The sequence below is a fragment of the Shewanella indica genome, from assembly GCF_002836975.1.
Lineage (GTDB): Bacteria > Pseudomonadota > Gammaproteobacteria > Enterobacterales > Shewanellaceae > Shewanella > Shewanella indica.
The window spans coordinates 295,214-314,573 of the sequence record NZ_NIJK01000047.1 but is presented as its reverse complement, the minus strand read 5'-3'; the positions used below and the strand labels follow the sequence as shown (position 1 = coordinate 314,573).

Genomic DNA, 19,360 nt, shown 5'->3' with positions numbered 1-19,360 from the left:
CCGCTCCTATTTATGGCTCGAAATCACTAAGTCTTTGGCTTTGCCATGCAGATAGGCTTGGCCTACATCGACAACGGCTATGTCTTTCATAAACTTGCGGCCAAGCAGCAAAGGATATTCGAGGTGACTGCGGTCGGTAAGGTTAAGATCGGTTTCGGCGGCATATTTGCCTATTTTGAGGTGGGCGTGGATTACCGGACGACGATCGTCCTTTTCATCGGCCTCTTGTTTGATACGCACAAAACGCACCACCTTGGATTCGAAGGTTTTTCCCGGTGCATCTGCGCCATTGATCATCACATCGAATCTAACCCACTGGGCGCCGTCACGCTCAAACAGAATTATGTTGCGGGCATCGAGTGACGAAGATTCGGCGCCGGTATCGATACGGGTGTCGAAACTGGCATTCAATTCATCGATAAAGACGCTTTCGACTTCACCGAGAATATATTTGTCGCCAATAGGTGAAGCTTCGCAGGGCGCAGGCACCTGTACTTCCTTGATGGTTTCCTTGGGGGGCTGCTGCAGTTTCTTCATCTGCTGTTGCAAACTCTGAAGCTGAGTATTCAAGGCATCCAGATGCTGTTGCTGTTGATTCTGCGCCTGAGCAATCACATTGACTATGCTGGCTTCCTGAGAGGCGAGGTTGGACTGCAAGGTCTGGGCGTCGACCGGCACCGGGGCATTGGCCACTTCCTGAGTGCTGGCGCAGCCGCCGGCAAGTGTTGCCATGGAGGCCATGACGGCGATTGAAATCGTCTGTTTCAACATGTTGCTTCCTGTATTCTGTTTTCCAGATTGCGTCACTTTTATATAGGGCTCGGTGAGCTCGATTTACTTAATCGCGATAAAGGTAGCCCGTTTGGGAGCGGGGTAACCTTCCACTGTTAAATTGATGTCGGTCGGATCGAGGTAATCCACCAGAGATTCGTTGCGCATCCAAGGCGTGGAGCGTTGCTCGGCCAGTGAAGTGACATCGACGTCGACACAGCGAACCTCACGAAAATCGCACTTCTCAAGCCAGAGTTGCAACGCGGCAACGGACGGAATAAACCATACATTATTCATCTTTCCATATCTATCCCGTGGCAGCAGTACGGCATTTTCATCACCTTCTATGACCAAAGTCTCCAACACGAGTTCACCTCCGGTTCGCAATTGATCACGCAATTGCAACAAGTGGTCAATTGGTGAGCGCCTGTGGTACAGCACCCCCATGGAGAACACAGTATCGAAGGCGTCCAGTGGCGGCAGTTCTTCTATACCCAAAGGCAGCAGATGTACCGGCGGAGTCCCGCCGGCCAGGCGTTTGACCGCTTCAAACTGACATAAAAACAGTGAGGAGGGATCGACACCGACCACCATTTTGGCGCCTTCACCATACATGCGCCACATGTGATAGCCGCTGCCGCAGCCTACATCCAGCACGGTTCTACCTGCCAGCGGGCTGATATGGGGCGCGACGCGCTCCCACTTCCAATCAGAGCGCCATTCGGTATCGATATGAATGCCGTGAATATGAAATGGTCCCTTGCGCCAGGGATGCAGTAACTGCAGCAGGTTTTCCAGCTTTTCCCGCTGCCCTGTTGCCAATTGCTCACCTGAACCTATGGTGACACTGTCTTTGAAATCCAGACGGTCGGGGGTGGGGTAGTTGAGCTTGGCGAGTACTTTTTCCCACTTGGGCAGGGCGCCGTGTTTGTGTTCTCTTTGCCAGTCGCCGAGTTTGGCCGGCAGTGTTTCCAGCCAATGCTGCAGATTGGAATCGGCAATCTGTTGATAGAAATTACTGAAACTGATCACTTGATAGCTACCATGGATGTGAAATTGAAGCACTGGAACCAGACACCGTAATGGCCAAAACCGGCCTGGGATAATCTGTTGTAGTGATTGTCGAGTTGATCGGGTTTCATCACGTTTTCCAGTGCGCTGCGCTTTTGGCTGATCTCCAACTCGCTATAGCCATTGGCGCGTTTGAAATCCAGATGATGTTCATCCAGTACTTGCTGGATAACTTCATCGCCGAAGCGGATTTTTTCCGACAGTACCAAGGCACCACCGGGGCGTAAGCCGGCATATATTTTCTGGATCAGGGTATCGCGATCCTCGGGTGGCAGAAACTGCAAGGTAAAGTTGAGTACCACCAAGGAGGCGTCTTCGATGGCGACATCACGAATATCACCACAAATAAGCTGCACTTGGGTATCACTGACATAAGCATTGAGATACTCCTGACAGCGCTCGGTCATCGCCGGTGAGTTGTCGACGGCGATAATCTCGCAGCCCTTGCCTTCAATACGCCTACGAATACTTAAAGTCGCCGCGCCAAGAGAACACCCTAAATCATAGACTTTACTGTCTTGTGTCACAAAGCGTTCGGCGAAATCGCCTATGGTGTTGATGATCTGGCCGTAACCCGGCACAGAGCGACGGATCATATCGCTGAATACGCCGGCCACCCTATCATCAAAAGCAAAGTCTGAGACCTGACCGCAGTCAGTTGCATATATGGTGTCTTGAGAAGTGTTCATCTGAAATCTTGTGCGGGAAAATCAGTGACGTATTTTACCGAATCCCGCCTGAAAGCAGCAAGTGTGCTCTGGTAATTGACGCAAATTTTTTGTCTAATGATGGGGAATAACAAAATAATTACATCGCCTTATCAGGAAATAAGCACTTGAAATCGCTGACCTCTCTTTTGAGTCTATTGTGGGTGCTCGTATGTCTGCCGCTGGAAGCGGCCACCCAAGATCTGTCTTCTGCCCCCCCTCTTGTCATAGTCATGGGGGAGGACAGCTATCCCTACCAATTTGTTGATGATGCCGGCCAGCCACGGGGGATATTGGTTGACCTTTGGCAGGAATGGAGCCGGATCAATCAAAGACCCATCACACTAGTGGCACGGCACTGGAACGACTCTTTGAAACAGCTCAAAGAAGGCAAGGCGGATGTGCACCTGGCGTTGGCGCTGACCCCGGAGCGCGAAGCCGAGTTTGAATTTGCCAAGCCCATCAGTCGTATTGACACCTACCTTTATCTGCACTCTGAACTAAGACGCAAGGACAGTTTCGATGAGCTGCTGCCGTATCGGATAGGGATAGTCACAGGCTCGTCCCACGAATCGGATCTTAAGGCTCAGCAGTCCGGCCTTTCATTTGCCTTATACCCAGGTCGCGACGCTTTGCTCAAGGCGGTATCCCGCGGAGAGATCAAGGTGTTTGCCGGCATGGAAGGGTATCTTCGTGATCGGCAATTGGCGCGCAGTATTGCCCAGCAATATCCAACTGCCAACCGGATGCTGATAAAGCATTCGCCGGTGGCGCCGGCTGTTGCCAAGGGCAGGCAGGCCTTGGTGGCCGAAATCGATAGTGGCTTTGCCCAGATCACTCCTGAGTTTATCGTCCAGACTCAAAGGCGCTGGCTGGGCTATCGCACCGATCAGCATGGGATCACGGTTGCCATGCCACTGAATATGGAGCCGTTTTCCGATCTTGGCCCGGATGGTTTACCCCATGGTCTGTATGTGGATATCTGGCACAAATGGTCTGCCAAAACCGGGGTGCCGGTGGAGTTTGTTGCCGGTAGCATGAACAGCACTCTGGAGCAGGTCAAGCAGGGGATTGTTGATGCCCATATAGGCTATCCGGAAAGTGATGACCTCAGCTCAGGACTCAAGCGGGCCTGGCACTTGCACACCCAAAACAGTCGGTTATTTCTCAAAGGGCAGGTGGTGGATTCGCCTGCACTTTTGGACGGCAAACGCTTAGGCATTTTCCCGTCATCACCTTATATCACAGAGCTGAAACAGGCCTTGCCCAAGGTACAGCTCAAATATTTCGACTCTCTCGATGCCATGGTCAATGCCGCCGACCGCGGTGATATCTCAGGCTTCGTCTCGCCCTCGGCCTGGACTCAGCACTACCTGTTGACTCATGGACTCTGGGCCGGTTACCAGCAAGCAAAAGCCTTGCAATTCAGCTCAGATATCTATGTGTTGACCCGCAGGCAGGACCATGGCCTGACCCAAAGACTGAGCGCGGGCTTTAATCTGTTGACCCGCGACGAGTTGGCGGCGCTGGAAAACAAATGGATGCTCAATGGTGACGATCATGTTTACAACAAGGAGCAGAGTCGGCTGCCATTGACCCAGATAGAGCAGCGCTATCTTGAAAGCTTGCCCGAGCTTAAAGTGGGCTATCTCAAGGATTGGCCGCCCTTTGAATTCAAGGATGACCAGGGGCAGTTTGCCGGAATTAATGCCGACGTGATGACCAGGGTGGCGCAACAGTTGCGGCTTAAACTCGCGCCCGTGGCTTTCGATGAGTGGCGCGATCTCCTCAAGGCGCTTGGCAGCGGCGATGTGGTGATGGCCGCCAGCCTGGCGGCGAGGGATGAGCAAGATGCTGCGCTGGCTTTTTCCGATGGTTATTGGCCATCGCCCTGGGCCATGGTATCCACTGTAAATCATCTGAATCTTTATAGCCTGGGGCAACTCAATGGCCAGCGGGTGGCGATTGTTGAAGGTTATCAGCTCGCCGGTGAACTTATGGCCAAGAGCCAGGGGATAATCCCGGTATTGGTGCCCGGCATGCGTGAAGGATTGGAGGCGGTCAACCAGGGAAGGGCGGATCTCTTTATCGATAAAGTGATATCGCTGGCCTCGGCACTTTCTACCGGGCAATATCCGGCACTGAAGATGAACCTGATAACCGATATGGCCGATCAAAAGAGCCATATTGGCGTCACGTCAGGCTACAAACCTTTGGTGCCTTTGATTAACCGGGTAATAAGCGGTATAGATGACAGCCAAAGGCAAAGGATCCATGAAAAATGGATTGGCACTGTGATTACCGACAAGAGCCAACAATATAAGGAGTGGCTTGGCTATTTTCTGCTGGCACTCTTGATTGCGCTGTTTATTGCACTGCTGGTGTTGCAGCTCAATCGGCGCCTCAGCCGGGAAACGAGCTTAAGGCGCGAGGCCGAGCTCAAGATGAAGCATCTTGCCAATCACGATCCGCTCACCGGCTTACCCAATAGGGCGCTACTCGATGACAGGCTGGAGCAGGCGTTTTTGCAACATGCCAGAGAGCAGGAGCGCTTTGCTGTGCTGTTTTTGGGTGTCGATGGCTTTAAGGCCATTAACGACACCTATGGCCATGAGGTTGGGGATAGAATGCTGGTACAAGTAACGGAACGCTTGGCTACTGTTATTCGCAAATCTGATACCCTGGTACGCTTTGGTGGCGACGAATTTGTGGTGATCCTCAATCGGATTCAGGATTTCGATGCTGTTTGCCAGGTGGCGGAAAACTTGATCCAATCGCTGGCAGGACCTCTTAAGTGGCAAGATATCAGTGTGCAGTTGTCGCTCAGTATCGGGATCAGCGTGTATCCGATGGATGGTGACAACGCCATCGAACTGCTCAAACGGGCCGATCAACTCATGTATCGCGCCAAGAAGGGCGGCGGTAACTGTTATCGCAGTGCCTGATTGTTGTTATTTTGAACGCTCGTGCCTTGACCTGGTTTCAGCCACTGGTCAAAGGGAGCAAACTGTTTGATACTTCACCGTCTGAAAGTGAAGTACTTTGGTAAGCGGCAGATTTTCTCTATAATGCCGCTCTTATCGTGTTGAATCGTTCCAGAGCTCAGCAGGCCGGAATAAAGGATATAAAGCAGATGCGCAGTCATTATTGTGGGGACGTAAACAAGTCCCACGTTGGACAAGAAGTGACCCTGGTGGGTTGGGTAAACCGTAGCCGCGACTTGGGTGGTGTGGTGTTTTTGGATCTCCGGGATCGTGAAGGATTGATCCAGGTAGTATATGACCCGGACTTGCCTGAGGTTTTCGATGTCGCCAGCACACTGCGCAACGAATTCTGTGTCCAGGTTAAAGGTGTGGTCAGAGCCCGTCCCGACAGCCAGGTCAACGCCCATATGCGTACCGGTGAAATTGAGGTGCTGGGTAAGGAACTGACTATAATCAACGCCGCCGACCCTCTGCCGCTGAGTATGGATAACTTCCAGAACAACAGCGAAGAGCAGCGTCTCAAGTATCGCTATCTGGATCTGCGTCGTCCGGAAATGGCCCAGCGACTGATTTTCCGCGCCAAGGTCACCAGTGCCGTGCGTCGTTTTATGGACAGCAACGGCTTTTTGGATATCGAAACCCCCATTCTGACCAAGGCCACGCCGGAAGGCGCCCGTGACTATCTGGTGCCAAGCCGCACATACAAGGGGCAGTTTTTTGCCTTGCCTCAGTCGCCTCAGCTGTTCAAACAGCTGTTGATGATGTCCGGTTTCGACCGTTACTACCAAATCGTCAAATGTTTCCGCGACGAAGACTTGCGCGCCGACCGTCAGCCTGAATTTACCCAGATTGATATCGAAACCTCTTTCATGAGCTCTGAGCAGGTGATGCAAAAGACCGAGGAGATGGTGCGCAGTCTGTTCCTCGAACTGCTCAACGTGGACCTGGGTGAATTCCCGACCATGACCTATGCCGAAGCCATGCGCCGTTTCGGCTCCGACAAGCCGGATCTGCGTAACCCGCTGGAACTGGTGGACGTGGCCGATCTGGTCAAGGATGTTGAGTTTGCGGTATTCAACGGCCCGGCCAACGATGTCGAAGGCCGTGTGGCGGTTATCCGGGTGCCGGGTGGTGCCGAGTTGTCCCGTAAGCAGATAGACGACTACACCAAGTATGTCGGTATCTACGGTGCCCGCGGTTTGGCCTGGATGAAGGTCAACGATCTGGCTGCAGGCATGGAAGGCATTCAGTCACCTGTGCTCAAGTTCCTCAATGAAGATATCGTCAAGGCGCTGCTGGAACGCACCGGCGCGCAAAGCGGCGATATCATACTGTTTGGTGCCGACAAGGCCAACGTGGTTGCCGAAGCCATGGGCGCGCTGCGTCTGAAACTGGGCGAAGATTTCAACCTGCTCCAGGGCGAGTGGGCTCCGCTGTGGGTGGTGGACTTCCCTATGTTCGAAAAGGCCGATGGTCGTTTGTACGCAGTGCACCATCCGTTTACCGCGCCGCGGGGCGTGACTCCAGCCGAGCTGGAAGCCAACCCGGCCGAGACGGTATCCGACGCTTATGATATGGTACTCAACGGTACCGAACTCGGTGGCGGCTCTGTACGTATCCATAATCAGGAGATGCAGGCCACAGTATTCCGTATTCTCGGGATCACAGATGAAGAAGCCAAAGAAAAATTCGGCTTCCTGCTGGAAGCGCTGCGCTACGGCACACCACCGCACGCAGGTTTGGCCTTCGGTCTCGACCGTCTGGTAATGCTGATGACAGGCGCCAGCTCGATTCGTGACGTAATGGCGTTCCCGAAAACCACTACCGCAGCCTGCCCGCTGACCAATGCACCGGGTGAGGCCAATCCACAACAACTGGTGGAATTGGGTATCAAGGTTGCTGAAAAGGCGGCCGACAAAGCTGAAGTCTGAATGACTGAGCTTGAAGTCATAAAAGTGTGAATCAAACCGGGGCATAAGCCTCGGTCTGTTTTTTTACCGGTCTGAATTTAAGCCGGTATTGAGAGGAGATATACCTATGGCAGGTCATAGTAAATGGGCCAACATCAAACACCGCAAGGCCGCTCAGGATGCCAAGCGCGGTAAACTGTTCACCAAACTTATCCGCGAGCTGACAGTTTCAGCCCGCGAAGGTGGCTCAGATCCGGATTCCAACCCCCGTTTACGTGCCGCTATCGACAAAGCGCTGTCCAACAACATGACCCGTGACACAGTCGATCGTGCGGTTAAGCGCGGTGCCGGTGAGCTCGACGGCCAGGCGCTGGAAACCGTGGTTTATGAAGGTTATGGCCCAGGCGGCACCGCCGTTATGGTCGAGTGCATGACAGACAACCGCAACCGCACTGTGACCGGCGTACGTAACGCCTTCAATAAGTCAGGTGGTAACCTGGGCACAGACGGCTCAGTGGCGTATCTGTTCACCAAGCAGGGCGTTATCAGCTACGAAGAAGGCGTTGATGAGGATGCCATCATGGAAGCCGCGCTGGAAGCCGGCGCCGAGGATGTGGTCAGCAATGATGATGGCTCTGTGGATGTATACACTGCACCTGCCGATTTCGGTGCGGTAAAAGATGCGCTGGATGCGATTGGGGTTGAAGCGGTGAATGCTGAAGTGACCATGGTGCCATCGACCAAGGCCGATCTGGATGAAGATACCGCCGCCAAGTTCCTGCGTCTTATCGACACACTGGAAGATCACGACGACGTTCAGGAAGTTTATCACAACGCGGAAATTGCCGATGATGTGATGGAACGCCTCGGCTGATAAGGCGGACTATGGCGATTATTTTGGGTGTTGACCCTGGCTCGCGGATCACTGGCTACGGCGTGATCCAGTGTCAGGGAAGACACCAGATTTACCTCGGCAGCGGTTGCATTCGCACCAGCTGCGAGGACCTTCCCTCCCGTCTCAAACAGATATTCGACGGCCTGTCGGAGATTATCCGCCAATATCAGCCGGAGCAGTTTGCCATTGAGAAAGTGTTCCTGGCCAAAAATGCCGATTCGGCGCTGAAATTGGGCCAGGCCAGAGGCGCGGCCATAGTGGCCGCCACTGCGGCGAATTTGCCGGTGGCTGAATACACGGCAACCCAGATCAAAAGCGCCGTGGTCGGGACAGGCAGGGCTCAGAAAACCCAGGTACAACACATGATCCAGCAGCTGCTCAAACTGCCGGCCGCCCCGCAGGCGGATGCGGCAGATGCGCTCGCCGTGGCCGTGTGTCATTATCATACTTGCCAGAGTCTGGTTGCCCTCGGCGGCCGGGCAACGGCTCGCAGCTATGGAAGATACAGATGATAGGGCGTTTACAGGGAATATTGCTGGAAAAGCAAGCTCCGGAAGTGTTGTTGGATGTGCATGGCGTGGGCTATGAACTGCAAATGCCGCTGACCAGCTTTTATGAGCTGCCGGAACTGCAACAGAGTGCAACCCTCTATACCCACTTTGTGGTGCGTGAAGATGCTCAGCTGCTGTATGGTTTTATTACCAAGCAGGAAAGAGCGCTGTTCAGGTTACTTATCAAGGCCAATGGGGTCGGCCCCAAGTTGGCGCTGACCATACTGTCGGGGCTGACGGCGCAGGAATTTGTCAGCTGTGTCGAGCGCGATGATATCGCCACTTTGGTAAAACTGCCGGGGGTGGGCAAGAAGACCGCCGAGCGTTTATTGGTTGAGATGCGCGACAAGCTCAAGAGCCTGATGGAAGCCTCCAGCGGCAATGAGCGTGAGTTTGTGCTCAAGTCCAATTTTACCCCGGCAGAAGCGCCCAACAGCGCCGAAGAAGATGCCATTGCAGCCTTGCTCTCTTTGGGTTATAAACCCGCCCAGGCCAGCAAAGCGGTTTCCAGCGCCTTTGTTGAAGGCATAGATTCAGAAACCCTGATCAAGGCCGCACTCAAATCCATGCTGTAACATGGAGCGGATAACTGAGGAATGAAGGTAAAGGCATGATAGAGGCCGACAGACTGATCCAACCCCAAAGCTCTCCTCAGGAGGAGCTTATCGATCGGGCAATGCGTCCCAAGTTGCTGGACGAGTATACAGGTCAGAATGAGGCTCGCGCTCAGCTCAAGGTGTTTATTCAAGCCGCCAAAAACCGCCAGGAAGCCTTGGATCACATGTTGATCTACGGCCCGCCGGGGCTTGGCAAGACCACCTTGGCAATGATAGTGGCCAATGAGATGGGGGTGAATATCAAGTCCACCTCGGGGCCAGTGCTGGAAAAAGCCGGCGATCTGGCAGCATTGCTGACCAATCTCGAGCCGGGCGATGTCCTGTTTATCGATGAAATTCATCGTCTCAGCCCTGTGGTGGAAGAAATTCTCTATCCGGCGATGGAAGATTATCAGCTGGATATCATGATAGGCGAGGGCCCGGCGGCCCGCTCCATCAAACTGGACTTGCCGCCATTTACCCTGGTGGGCGCTACCACCCGCGCCGGTGCGCTCACTTCGCCGTTAAGGGCTCGTTTCGGGATCCCGCTGCGGCTAGAGTTTTACAATGTGGACGACCTCAGCACCATAGTTGCCCGCTCTGCCAAGATGTTGGAACTGCAGATGGACTCGGACGGCGCCAGGGAAATCGCTCGCCGTGCCCGCGGAACCCCGCGGATCGCCAACCGCCTGCTCAGACGGGTGCGTGACTTTGCCGAGGTGAAACACGATGGCCGGATCACCAAGTTGGTGGCCGAGCAAGCGCTGGATATGCTGGATGTGGACGGCGAAGGCTTCGATTACATGGACCGCAAGTTGCTGCTGGCGATCATCGACAAGTTTATGGGCGGCCCAGTGGGGCTCGACAACCTGGCGGCGGCTATAGGCGAAGAGCGGGAAACCATAGAGGATGTGCTGGAGCCATTTCTTATTCAGCAAGGTTTTATCCAGCGTACTCCCAGGGGCAGGATAGCCACTGCCAGGGCCTACAGCCATTTTGAGATGATAAAGCCGGAATAGTCAGAAAAGGGAAAGGTCTTAACGACTTTTCCCTGTCTAATCACGCAAAATAGGTAAACCCTGCATCTTGGCAAACTGAAAATCGATAGTTAACTTATTGTTTTTATAAAGTTAGTTTTGCAGCCTTATCAACTTCCTTGGAAAAGCACTTTTGCTTAATATTATGTGCATCTTCCAGTTCTTATCAGATTTTGTTCTTGTATAACCGGCTTTTGAAAATCATTGATATTCAAAGCTGGTACATATTTCGTTAACTCATATATGCTCATAATGCGAATGCGGCTTTTACTGGGCTGATGGTAGAACGGCTTTCGGGGCGAGCCAAACAAAAGGATTCATTTATGGTTGAAAAAATCACCGCTATGCTGGCGTTGATAGGAGTCTTGTCTCTGGCGTGTCAGTGGATTGGCTGGCGGATGCGTCTGCCGGCGATATTGCCGCTGCTATTGTGTGGTTTATTGCTGGGGCCTGGACTGGGTTTACTTAATCCCGACGCGATTTTCGGTGATCTGCTGTTCCCGATAATTTCCCTCGGGGTGGCGGTGATTCTGTTTGAGGGGGCGTTGACACTCAACTTCAAGGAGATCAAAGATCACGGCCGGATGGTGACGCATTTAGTGTCTGTGGGGGCATTGATTACCTGGGGCTGCATCGCCTCGGCGGCGCATTTTTTGTTGAGCTTTGACTGGCCGCTGGCGTTGCTGTTTGGTGCCTTGGTCGTGGTGACCGGCCCGACTGTAATAGTCCCCATGCTCAGAACTGTTAAACCCAAGTCTCAGTTGGCCAGCATTCTGCGCTGGGAGGGGATAGTCATAGATCCGATAGGCGCCATGCTGGCGGTATTGGTGTTTGAGTATATTACTGTCAGCGCCGGGCAGACGGCGCATGTACTGCTGGCGCTCGGCTCCATGCTGGGGATAGGCCTGGGCCTGGGGGCTCTGGCCGGTTATCTTGTTGGTCGGATGCTGAGAAGTAACCTCTTGCCTCATTATCTCACCAATACGGCAGTGTTAACCATAATGCTCGGGGTCTTTGTCGGCTCGAACCTGCTTCAGGAGGAGTCCGGCCTGCTGACAGTGACAGTAATGGGGATTTGGCTGGCCAATATGCGCGGCGTGGATATTGCCGATATTCTCGAGTTTAAAGAGACGCTAACGGTACTGCTTATCTCGGCGCTGTTTATTTTGCTCGCCGCCAGGTTGGACTCATCTGCCATGCTGGACTTAGGGCTGGGCGGTCTTGGGGTACTGGCAGTGGTACTCTTGGTGGCTAGGCCGCTGAGCATTTGGCTATCGGGTATAGGAACGTCTCTTAGTAGCCCTGAAAAGTGGTTTTTGAGCTGGGTGGCACCAAGAGGGATAGTAGCGGCGGCAGTGTCATCACTGTTTGCCATCAAGCTGGAGAAGATGCAAGTGCCCGGGGCTGAAACTATAGTGCCGTTGGTGTTCTTAATCATCATAGGCACGGTTGTGATCCAGTCACTCACGGCCAGACGCTGGGCCAATATGCTTGGGGTACAAGCGGGGTCCGCCCGCGGCCTGCTTATCTTTGGCGCTTCCAAGTTTTCCCGAGAACTGGCCAAGGTGCTCAAGAGCAAGGATATCAAGGTCATCCTCGCCGACAGTAACTGGGATAATATTCGTTTGGCACGAATGGATAATATTCCGGTTTATTTCGGTAATCCGGCTTCCGAACATGCCGACACTTATCTGGATTTGACCGGTATCGGTAAGGTGCTGATCCTCTCCCCATATCGTCAGCTCAATCCTTTGGTCTATTTCCATTTCCAGGATATCCTCGGGCAGAAGAAGGTTTATGGTCTCAGTAACTCGGAGAACAACGGTACCAGCGCTCGCCATCAGTTATCTGAATCTTACTTGAAGCGTATGTGCCTATTCGGGGAGACAGTTTCCTACGCTAAACTGGCCAGCTTGATGTCTAAGGGCGGAGTGCTTAAGAGCACTAATCTGACGGAGAGCTTCGGCTACATAGATTTTTACCGTCGTTATGGTGAAACTGTAGTACCACTGATGTATTTGAAAAACGGCAAGGTCACTATGTTGACCGGTAACACGACAGACTTGCCAACGGGAATTGAACTTATCAGCCTTATCCCTAAAGAGGCGATGGCAGAAGCTTCAGCACTCAAGGAAGCTGAAGAAACCCTCAAGCAGGCAAGGGCTGAAGCCGAGCAAAAGGCCAAAGAGCTGGAAGCAAAAGAGCAGCAAGCCGCATTAACGGCATCTGATGAACAAGGCAAGAACGGCAATGAAGATGGAAAAGCCGGAGGCACGGACAATAAACAAGATCGTGGAGAAGTGAGTGTCTGATAAAGCCTGAATCTTTGCCTTGAACTGTATTGAAAATACCGGGTCATTCAAACGACCTGGTATTTTTCCATAAAGCGCTTGCTGATATGGCATCAAATCCGCGAACGTCGGATTGGCCCAATCAGTAAAATGCCTGCTATAGTCCGGGCACTGCAGTCATCAAAGAGGTGAACCATGTCTGATTTTACCGTTTCCTCCGAAGCACAGGCGTTTTCTCTGCAAGAAAGAGAAGCCCTCTACAAGGCGATATTTGCCCGTCGTGACGTACGTAGCCAATTTTTGTCAAAACCGGTTGCCGAGGATAGTTTACAGCGGATCCTTGATGCCGCGCACCATGCGCCCAGCGTTGGCTTTATGCAGCCTTGGGACTTTATTCTGGTGCGTAGTGACGCCAAGCGCCAGGCAATTAAAGAAGGGTTTGACGCCGCCAATGCGCGTTCTGCCGAGCAGTTCAGTGGTGAAAGACGACGCCATTATCAGCGACTAAAACTAGAAGGTATTGTTGAAGCGCCTTTGGGTATCTGCGTGACTTGCGATCCAAGCCGCAGCGGGCCTGTGGTACTTGGGCGCACCATCAAACCGGAAATGGACAACTACAGTGCGGTTTGTGCCGTGCAAAATTTGTGGCTTGCCGCCAGAGCGGAAGGTCTTGGGGTGGGTTGGGTCAGTATTCTCGACGATGAAGTGCTGCGTGAGACCTTGGGGATCCCGGAGCAGATAAGAATTATCGCCTATCTGTGTCTGGGGCGTGTAAGTGCCTTTAGCGATATCCCTGAGCTTGAACGTAAAGGCTGGTTGCCACGGCGACCACTTGAGTTGGCTGTCCATGAAGATGGCTGGAAAGCGACCCAGCAGCAACAAACAGAGCAACTTTTGGCTGAATATCTCCATGAAAAGGGATATGAATAGATTTCACAACTCAATGCGACAGTTTTGACTGTAACTACTTGATGAGACTGAAGAGTGGCCCGACGGAAAGCGGCAGGGGATATCCGCTTTGGGTTTGGTCGTTGTGCTTGATAATCAGAATATGATTATACCCATAAAACCCTCATTTCTGTGGATATCGCCTCGGTAATTCTACCTTTGGCGCATTGTATTACTGCGCTAACTGAGTTAGATTGAAACAAGTGTTTAAATCCAACGTTTAAGAGTCTTTAGATGAATCCCTACCAAGCTCCGTTAACTGACATGCGCTTCTTGCTTGAACATGTTTTTGATGCCGAACAAACCTGGTCTTCATTGCCGGCAATGGCCGATATGGTCGATCTCGATACTGCCGCTGCCATCCTCGAAGAAGGCGCCAAACTGTGCCGCGATCTTATTCATCCTATAAACCGCAATGGCGATGAACAAGGAGTCCGTTTCGAGGCTGCCAAGGTGATCACACCCGATGGTTATAAAGAAGCTTATGCCGAGTTTGCCGCCGGTGGTTGGGTAGGGCTGTGCGGCGACCCTGAGCTGGGGGGGATGGGGATGCCGAAAATGCTCGGTGTCATGGTCGATGAAATGGGCTATAGCGCCTGTAACGCCTTTACACTTTACAGTGCACTGACTTCAGGTGCTGCACTGTGTATTCACGCCCACGGTAGTGAGGAGCTCAAGGCCAAATATCTGCCTAAACTCTACTCAGGTGAATGGGCCGGCGCCATGGATATGACAGAGCCTCAGGCCGGTTCGGACTTGCGTAATATCCGCACCCGCGCTGAACCAACTGACAGCGGCAGTTTCCTTATCAGTGGTTCAAAAATTTTCATCACAGGTGGCGATCAGGACTTGACCGAGAACCTGGTTCACCTGGTGCTGGCCAAAATCAGCGGCAGCAAAGGCATCTCGCTATTCCTGGTACCTAAGTTCAAAGTGGCCGATGACGGCAGTTTGGGCGCAGCCAACGGTGTAACCGTCGGTGCCATCGAGCACAAGATGGGTCTCAAGGGTTCGGCGACTTGTGTGATGAATTTTGATGATGCCGAGGGGTATCTTATCGGCGAGCCCAATCGTGGCCTGGTGTGCATGTTCACCATGATGAACTATGAACGTCTGTCCATAGGTATCCAGGGGCTTGGCAGTGCTCAGGGCGCTTATCAGATGGCGGCCGATTATGCCAAAGAGCGCCTCCAGGGCGTCGCCGCCGGTGGCTCACCCACCGGCAGCGATTCAGATCCTATTTTGGTACATGGGGACGTAAGGCGCATGCTGCTGAATATCCGCGCCATGACAGAAGCGGGTAGGGCCTTGGCTATGCTCACAGGTAAACAGCTGGATCTGGCCAAGTTTGCCGAAGATGAAGCGATTAAAGCCAAAGCCAGTCGTTACGTGGGTCTCTTGACTCCGGTCGCTAAGGCGTTCCTGACCGATCGCGGTCTGGACGCTACCATATTGGCGCAGCAGGTATTCGGTGGCCACGGCTATATTCGTGAGACCGGCATAGAGCAATTGGTGCGTGATACCCGTATCGCCCAGATTTATGAGGGCACCAATGGTATTCAGGCCATCGACTTTTTGGGGCGCAAGCTGACAGGTGATCGCTTGGCAACCTTGAATGAGTTTATCGCCGATATCAAGGCCGATATGGCGACTTTTGGACAAGTATCAAGTGAGCAGAAACAGCGCGTTGAAAGCCTGTTTGACCAGTTCGCCAGCGCGATTGCCGCTATTAACGAGCAAAAAGGCGATAAGCCTGCGCTTATTAACGCCTTGGCGGTTGAAGCCTTGGATGCCTTTGGTTACATACTCTACGGTTACCTGTGGCTGTTGATGGCAGATAAGGCACTCGCTGCAACCGATACCCTTGAGCCAGGCTTTGCCGAGGTCAAGAACCAACTGAAGGAGTTCTACTTTGCCAAATTGTTGGCCAAAGCCGATTTCCATTTGAGTCAGCTGGCCGGTGGTGATGACAGTGTGATGGCCCTTGCGCCCGAGCTGTTCTGAGAACGCAGAAGTATTCAAGCTGAATCGAAAGAGCCGCTATAAGCGGCTCTTTTCTCATGGCTTTGTTGGCGTTTTATCTAAGTACAAGCTTTGACGTTGCTCTACTAACGGGCGCTGACATTCAGCTCGGCCTGGGCTTTTTCCTGTTGTGCAGCTTTGGGTTTGTCTTGCCCTTTTGTCGCCAGTTGGCCTTCTGCGCGGCTGTTTGTGCGAAAATCTGTCAGCCCCTGCAGCAAAAGTGTGGCAAAGGGCGCGGCTTCAAGCTCCTTGCTCTGGGGGCTCAAACCATTTTCCAGCACTACAAACAGGTATCTGGGCACTTGCTTGTCACTGCCATCGGTAACATAACCGGCCAGATTCACCACACCCTGCATACTGCCGGTTTTGGCCCAGACTCTGCCCTTGAGCGGCTTGTTGGCATAGCGCTTGCGGTACTTTAAGGTGCCGCTGTGGCCGGAAACCGGTAGCTTGTGCATCAACCATTGGTAATCCGGGGTATCGGCAATTAATCGCAGCAACTGCGCCAACTGCCTGGCATTGAGCAGGTTATAGCGTGACAGTCCGGAGCCATCTATCAACTGGGCTCTTTCCAGCACTACACCTTTTTCTGCCAGCACTTCCCTGATGGCTTTGGCGCCGGCACTGAAACTGGCGCCATCACCATAATAATGTTTCCCCAGCTGTTTAAGTAGGCTGTCGGCAATCAGGTTGTCAGATTCCAGTAACATGATTTCCAACAGCTCGGGCAGGGCATCCGAGGCATGACTGGCTACCACCCTGGAGCTGGCCGGCAGCTGATTGGAGGTCAGTATCTTGCCTTTGATACTGAGTTTACCCTTGATAATGCCGGCGACGCTGTCGATGGCATATTGGCCGGGGTCGTTGACCGCCAGCGCCAGCGGTAATACCTGAGCGCCCGGGAAACAGCCACTGAAATGAAAGTGGTTGCCGGGTAATCGGTCCAGTTGCAGTTCGCAAAAGCCCTGCTTGTGACCTTTGTCGAAAATGGCGTTGGTGGTCAGCTTGACCGGCAGATAAACCGGCGCTGAAATTTTGGCTTTGTCCGAGGCGAGTGTGGGTTCGAGTTTGCCATGGACACAGTTTTGGTTAATCACATAACTGGAGACGGGGGCTGCGTAACAGATCCCCAAGTCATCCCATACCCAACCGGGTGCTCTAAGCTGCTCATGGGTTTCTCCTATCAAGATAAGGTTGCCCTGTACCTGGTTGATACCCGCTTCGGTGACACGCTTGAACAGTTCCATCAGATCCTGGCGCTTTAAGGTAGGATCGCCACTGAACAGTAGATAGAGATCGCCTTGAAGTACGCCATTTTTGGGCGAATTGGTACTGAGAATGCTGGTGTGATAACGAAACTCCTCTCCCAGCAGCTCAGTGGCCGTTACCGCGGTCAGCAGTTTTTGAGTACTGGCCGGGATCATCAGGGTTTCACTGTTGTGGCTCAGCAGTTGCTCGCCGTTTTGCAGATCTTCTATCCAGACGGCAGTTTGTGATGAAGCCGGAGTAATCAGAGCCAAAAGATCATCAAGAGAGGTATTATCGGCCTTCAAAGGGGAAGACAGCGCTATGGCGCTCAATAACAACAGTGGACGTGCCAAGCCCTGCAGGGACAACTGTGGCATAAAAAAGCCTCCGGTTCCGTGAATGCTTTTGAGAGTATAACCTGCAGAGCCTTAGCTGTCGTCCTTGTCCATCAGTGCATAGAGTTTAAGTGTGACTATCAATACCAAACCGATAAACAGCGGCAGTACCAAAGGGCCGAGATAGGTTTTGAAGTGAAACAAGGCCCAGGCCGCGAGCAGGGTACCGATAAGCGTCAACCAGAATTGTTTGTTCATTGCCGTCCAGGTTTGAGTTAAGTGAGTGAGGGATTAAGGGCATATTAGTGTATAAGGCTAATGCTGTGATAACAGGGCTGCCATCACAAAAGCGTGATCTGGGTCGGTTTTACTCTTGGCGCGGTGTCCTCATAGCCTCTTTTGATACAAATTGCGCCGAAATCGTGAACCAATAGCGGCTGTTGACTAGAAAAGGCTTGCCGGATAGAAGACAAGTGGGTAATTTCTATTGCCTTATTCGCCCCGCCGTGGATCTTTATCGATTACGCCATCACAGGGGAAGGACATTTTGCCGGGAAACACAAGGAGCGAGTGGATTGCCGGAACATACAGTGACAGGAGGATACCTTGCTGGATAAGCTGGGTGGAATTGCCATAGCGCCGGATGCATTGCACTGGCTGCTGACCCCAAGTAACTTCAAACAGACCTTGATTGAGCGGATCCGTAGCGCCAAAGAGGCCATCTATATTGCGGCACTCTATCTGGAAGACGATGAGGCCGGACGCGAAATACTTGCCGAACTGCTGGCGGCCAAGGCAGCCAGACCCGAACTCGAAATCAAAGTGTTGGTAGATTTTCACCGTGCCCGCCGCGGCCTTATCGGCCACAAGGGCGATGGCGGCAACAACCTGATGTACCGTCAGGTGATGGCGCAAGCGCAGCAGCGTTTCAACATCTATGGCGTACCGGTGAAATCCCGTGAGTTTATGGGAGTACTGCACCTCAAGGGCTTTATTGTCGATGATGCCGTGATATACAGCGGCGCCAGCCTCAATAATATCTACCTGCAGCAGAAAGACAGATACCGTTTCGATCGCTATCACTTGCTGGAATCGGCCGAGCTGGCTGCCAGCATGCGAGAGATGATTGACAGTGCTATTTTAAGCGACAAAGCGGTCAGTTGCCTGAGCTGTCCGGAAGAAGAGGAAGTGCTGCCGGAAAAAATTGATGTCAGAAGCTTTAAGCAGCGATTGTCGGCGGCAAGCTATCAATTCAAGGGCGTTGAAGAGGGATTGCGGGTCACGCCGCTTTTGGGGCTTGGACGCAAGCGCAATCCGCTCAACAAGGCGGTACTCGCCATGGTTGAGGAGTCCAAGGAATCGCTTTTTATCTGCACTCCCTATTTTAACCCGCCCTATGCTTTGGTGCGGGCGTTGGTTAAACATCTGCGTAACGGCAAGCGTCTGGATATTTTGGTGGGTGACAAGACGGCCAATGACTTCTATATTCCGGCGGATCAGGATTTTTCCACCATAGGTGCATTGCCGTACCTCTATGAGCAGTCGCTGCGCAAGTTTGTCAAACGCCAGCAGTGGGCGGTTGATCAAGGACTACTCAATATCCATCTGTGGAAGCATGACAACAACAGTTATCACCTCAAAGGGGTGAGCATGGATGGTCGCAAACATCTGCTCACCGGCAGCAATCTCAATCCGCGGGCCTGGGCCCTGGATCTGGAAAATGGTTTACTGCTGCATGATGACAAACAAGAGCTGGCCGAGTCTTTTGCCAAAGAGCAGCAACATCTGCTGCTGCACAGCCAGCGTTTGTATCATTACAGCCAGATAGATACCTTGCAGAGTTACCCCAAGCCGGTAAAAAAAATCATGAATCGCATTCGCAGGCTCAAGGCCGACTTTCTGCTGCGGCGTATTCTCTGACAGCGCTTTACCAAGCGCTTGGCTGAATGAGAGCCTGATTGCAGAACTTGATTCAGTTTTGGTTTAGCCTTGGC

15 protein-coding genes are annotated in these 19,360 nt (G+C 52.7%); 10 read left to right on the top strand and 5 right to left on the bottom strand.

What is annotated here, in order from left to right; genetic code table 11:
* Nucleotides 1-6 precede the first annotated feature (6 nt).
* The 3 genes from CX650_RS17150 to cmoA form a co-directional block, all read right to left on the bottom strand.
* A complete protein-coding gene (locus CX650_RS17150; protein ID WP_039032905.1) occupies nucleotides 7-771 on the bottom strand; it encodes an ATP-dependent zinc protease family protein in 765 nt (254 codons plus the stop codon).
* Between the two features lie 63 nt (nucleotides 772-834).
* Nucleotides 835-1,803, bottom strand: a complete 969-nt coding sequence (gene cmoB, locus CX650_RS17145; RefSeq protein WP_101096506.1) for a tRNA 5-methoxyuridine(34)/uridine 5-oxyacetic acid(34) synthase CmoB — start codon at nucleotides 1,801-1,803, stop codon at nucleotides 835-837.
* Nucleotides 1,800-2,531 (bottom strand): carboxy-S-adenosyl-L-methionine synthase CmoA, encoded by a 732-nt coding sequence (cmoA, locus tag CX650_RS17140; protein WP_039032907.1) that lies wholly within the window; start codon nucleotides 2,529-2,531, stop codon nucleotides 1,800-1,802. The genes cmoB and cmoA overlap by 4 nt, the downstream gene beginning before the upstream one ends.
* Before the next feature lie 155 nt (nucleotides 2,532-2,686).
* Here cmoA and CX650_RS17135 point away from each other — a divergent pair, with 155 nt between their 5' ends.
* The 9 genes from CX650_RS17135 (at nucleotide 2,687) to CX650_RS17095 (ending at nucleotide 15,765) form a co-directional block, all read left to right on the top strand.
* Nucleotides 2,687-5,494, top strand: a complete 2,808-nt coding sequence (locus CX650_RS17135) for a diguanylate cyclase domain-containing protein (protein WP_373297497.1) — start codon at nucleotides 2,687-2,689, stop codon at nucleotides 5,492-5,494.
* 188 nt (nucleotides 5,495-5,682) lie between these two features.
* Nucleotides 5,683-7,464, top strand: a complete 1,782-nt coding sequence (gene aspS, locus CX650_RS17130; protein WP_039032908.1) for an aspartate--tRNA ligase — start codon at nucleotides 5,683-5,685, stop codon at nucleotides 7,462-7,464.
* A 106-nt stretch (nucleotides 7,465-7,570) separates the two neighbouring features.
* The gene (locus CX650_RS17125; RefSeq protein WP_039032909.1) at nucleotides 7,571-8,317 is read left to right on the top strand and encodes a YebC/PmpR family DNA-binding transcriptional regulator; all 747 of its coding nucleotides are present in this window, start codon (nucleotides 7,571-7,573) and stop codon (nucleotides 8,315-8,317) included.
* An 11-nt stretch (nucleotides 8,318-8,328) separates the two neighbouring features.
* Nucleotides 8,329-8,850, top strand: a complete 522-nt coding sequence (ruvC, locus tag CX650_RS17120; protein WP_100143737.1) for a crossover junction endodeoxyribonuclease RuvC — start codon at nucleotides 8,329-8,331, stop codon at nucleotides 8,848-8,850.
* Entirely contained in the window at nucleotides 8,847-9,464 is a 618-nt protein-coding gene (gene ruvA / locus CX650_RS17115) for a Holliday junction branch migration protein RuvA (RefSeq protein ID WP_101096505.1), read from the top strand. Before ruvC ends, ruvA begins: the two co-directional genes overlap by 4 nt.
* A gap of 35 nt (nucleotides 9,465-9,499) precedes the next feature.
* Nucleotides 9,500-10,504, top strand: a complete 1,005-nt coding sequence (gene ruvB, locus CX650_RS17110) for a Holliday junction branch migration DNA helicase RuvB (RefSeq protein WP_039032912.1) — start codon at nucleotides 9,500-9,502, stop codon at nucleotides 10,502-10,504.
* A 341-nt stretch (nucleotides 10,505-10,845) separates the two neighbouring features.
* Entirely contained in the window at nucleotides 10,846-12,834 is a 1,989-nt protein-coding gene (locus CX650_RS17105; RefSeq protein WP_101096504.1) for a cation:proton antiporter domain-containing protein, read from the top strand.
* A gap of 174 nt (nucleotides 12,835-13,008) precedes the next feature.
* On the top strand, nucleotides 13,009-13,743 hold the full coding sequence (bluB, locus tag CX650_RS17100) for a 5,6-dimethylbenzimidazole synthase (protein ID WP_101096503.1): 735 nt from the start codon (nucleotides 13,009-13,011) through the stop codon (nucleotides 13,741-13,743).
* Between the two features lie 252 nt (nucleotides 13,744-13,995).
* Complete coding sequence (locus CX650_RS17095) at nucleotides 13,996-15,765, top strand: acyl-CoA dehydrogenase family protein (protein WP_101096502.1); 1,770 nt, start codon at nucleotides 13,996-13,998, stop codon at nucleotides 15,763-15,765.
* Between the two features lie 104 nt (nucleotides 15,766-15,869).
* Here CX650_RS17095 and dacB read toward each other — a convergent pair whose 3' ends face one another.
* Both dacB and CX650_RS20175 read right to left on the bottom strand, forming a co-directional pair.
* On the bottom strand, nucleotides 15,870-17,408 hold the full coding sequence (gene dacB, locus CX650_RS17090; RefSeq protein ID WP_101096501.1) for a D-alanyl-D-alanine carboxypeptidase/D-alanyl-D-alanine endopeptidase: 1,539 nt from the start codon (nucleotides 17,406-17,408) through the stop codon (nucleotides 15,870-15,872).
* A gap of 51 nt (nucleotides 17,409-17,459) precedes the next feature.
* Nucleotides 17,460-17,624: a hypothetical protein gene (locus tag CX650_RS20175; protein WP_100143596.1), complete on the bottom strand. Its 165-nt coding sequence runs from the start codon at nucleotides 17,622-17,624 to the stop codon at nucleotides 17,460-17,462.
* 348 nt (nucleotides 17,625-17,972) lie between these two features.
* Here CX650_RS20175 and pssA point away from each other — a divergent pair, with 348 nt between their 5' ends.
* Entirely contained in the window at nucleotides 17,973-19,286 is a 1,314-nt protein-coding gene (gene pssA / locus CX650_RS17085) for a CDP-diacylglycerol--serine O-phosphatidyltransferase (RefSeq protein ID WP_101096500.1), read from the top strand.
* Nucleotides 19,287-19,360: the final 74 nt, after the last annotated feature.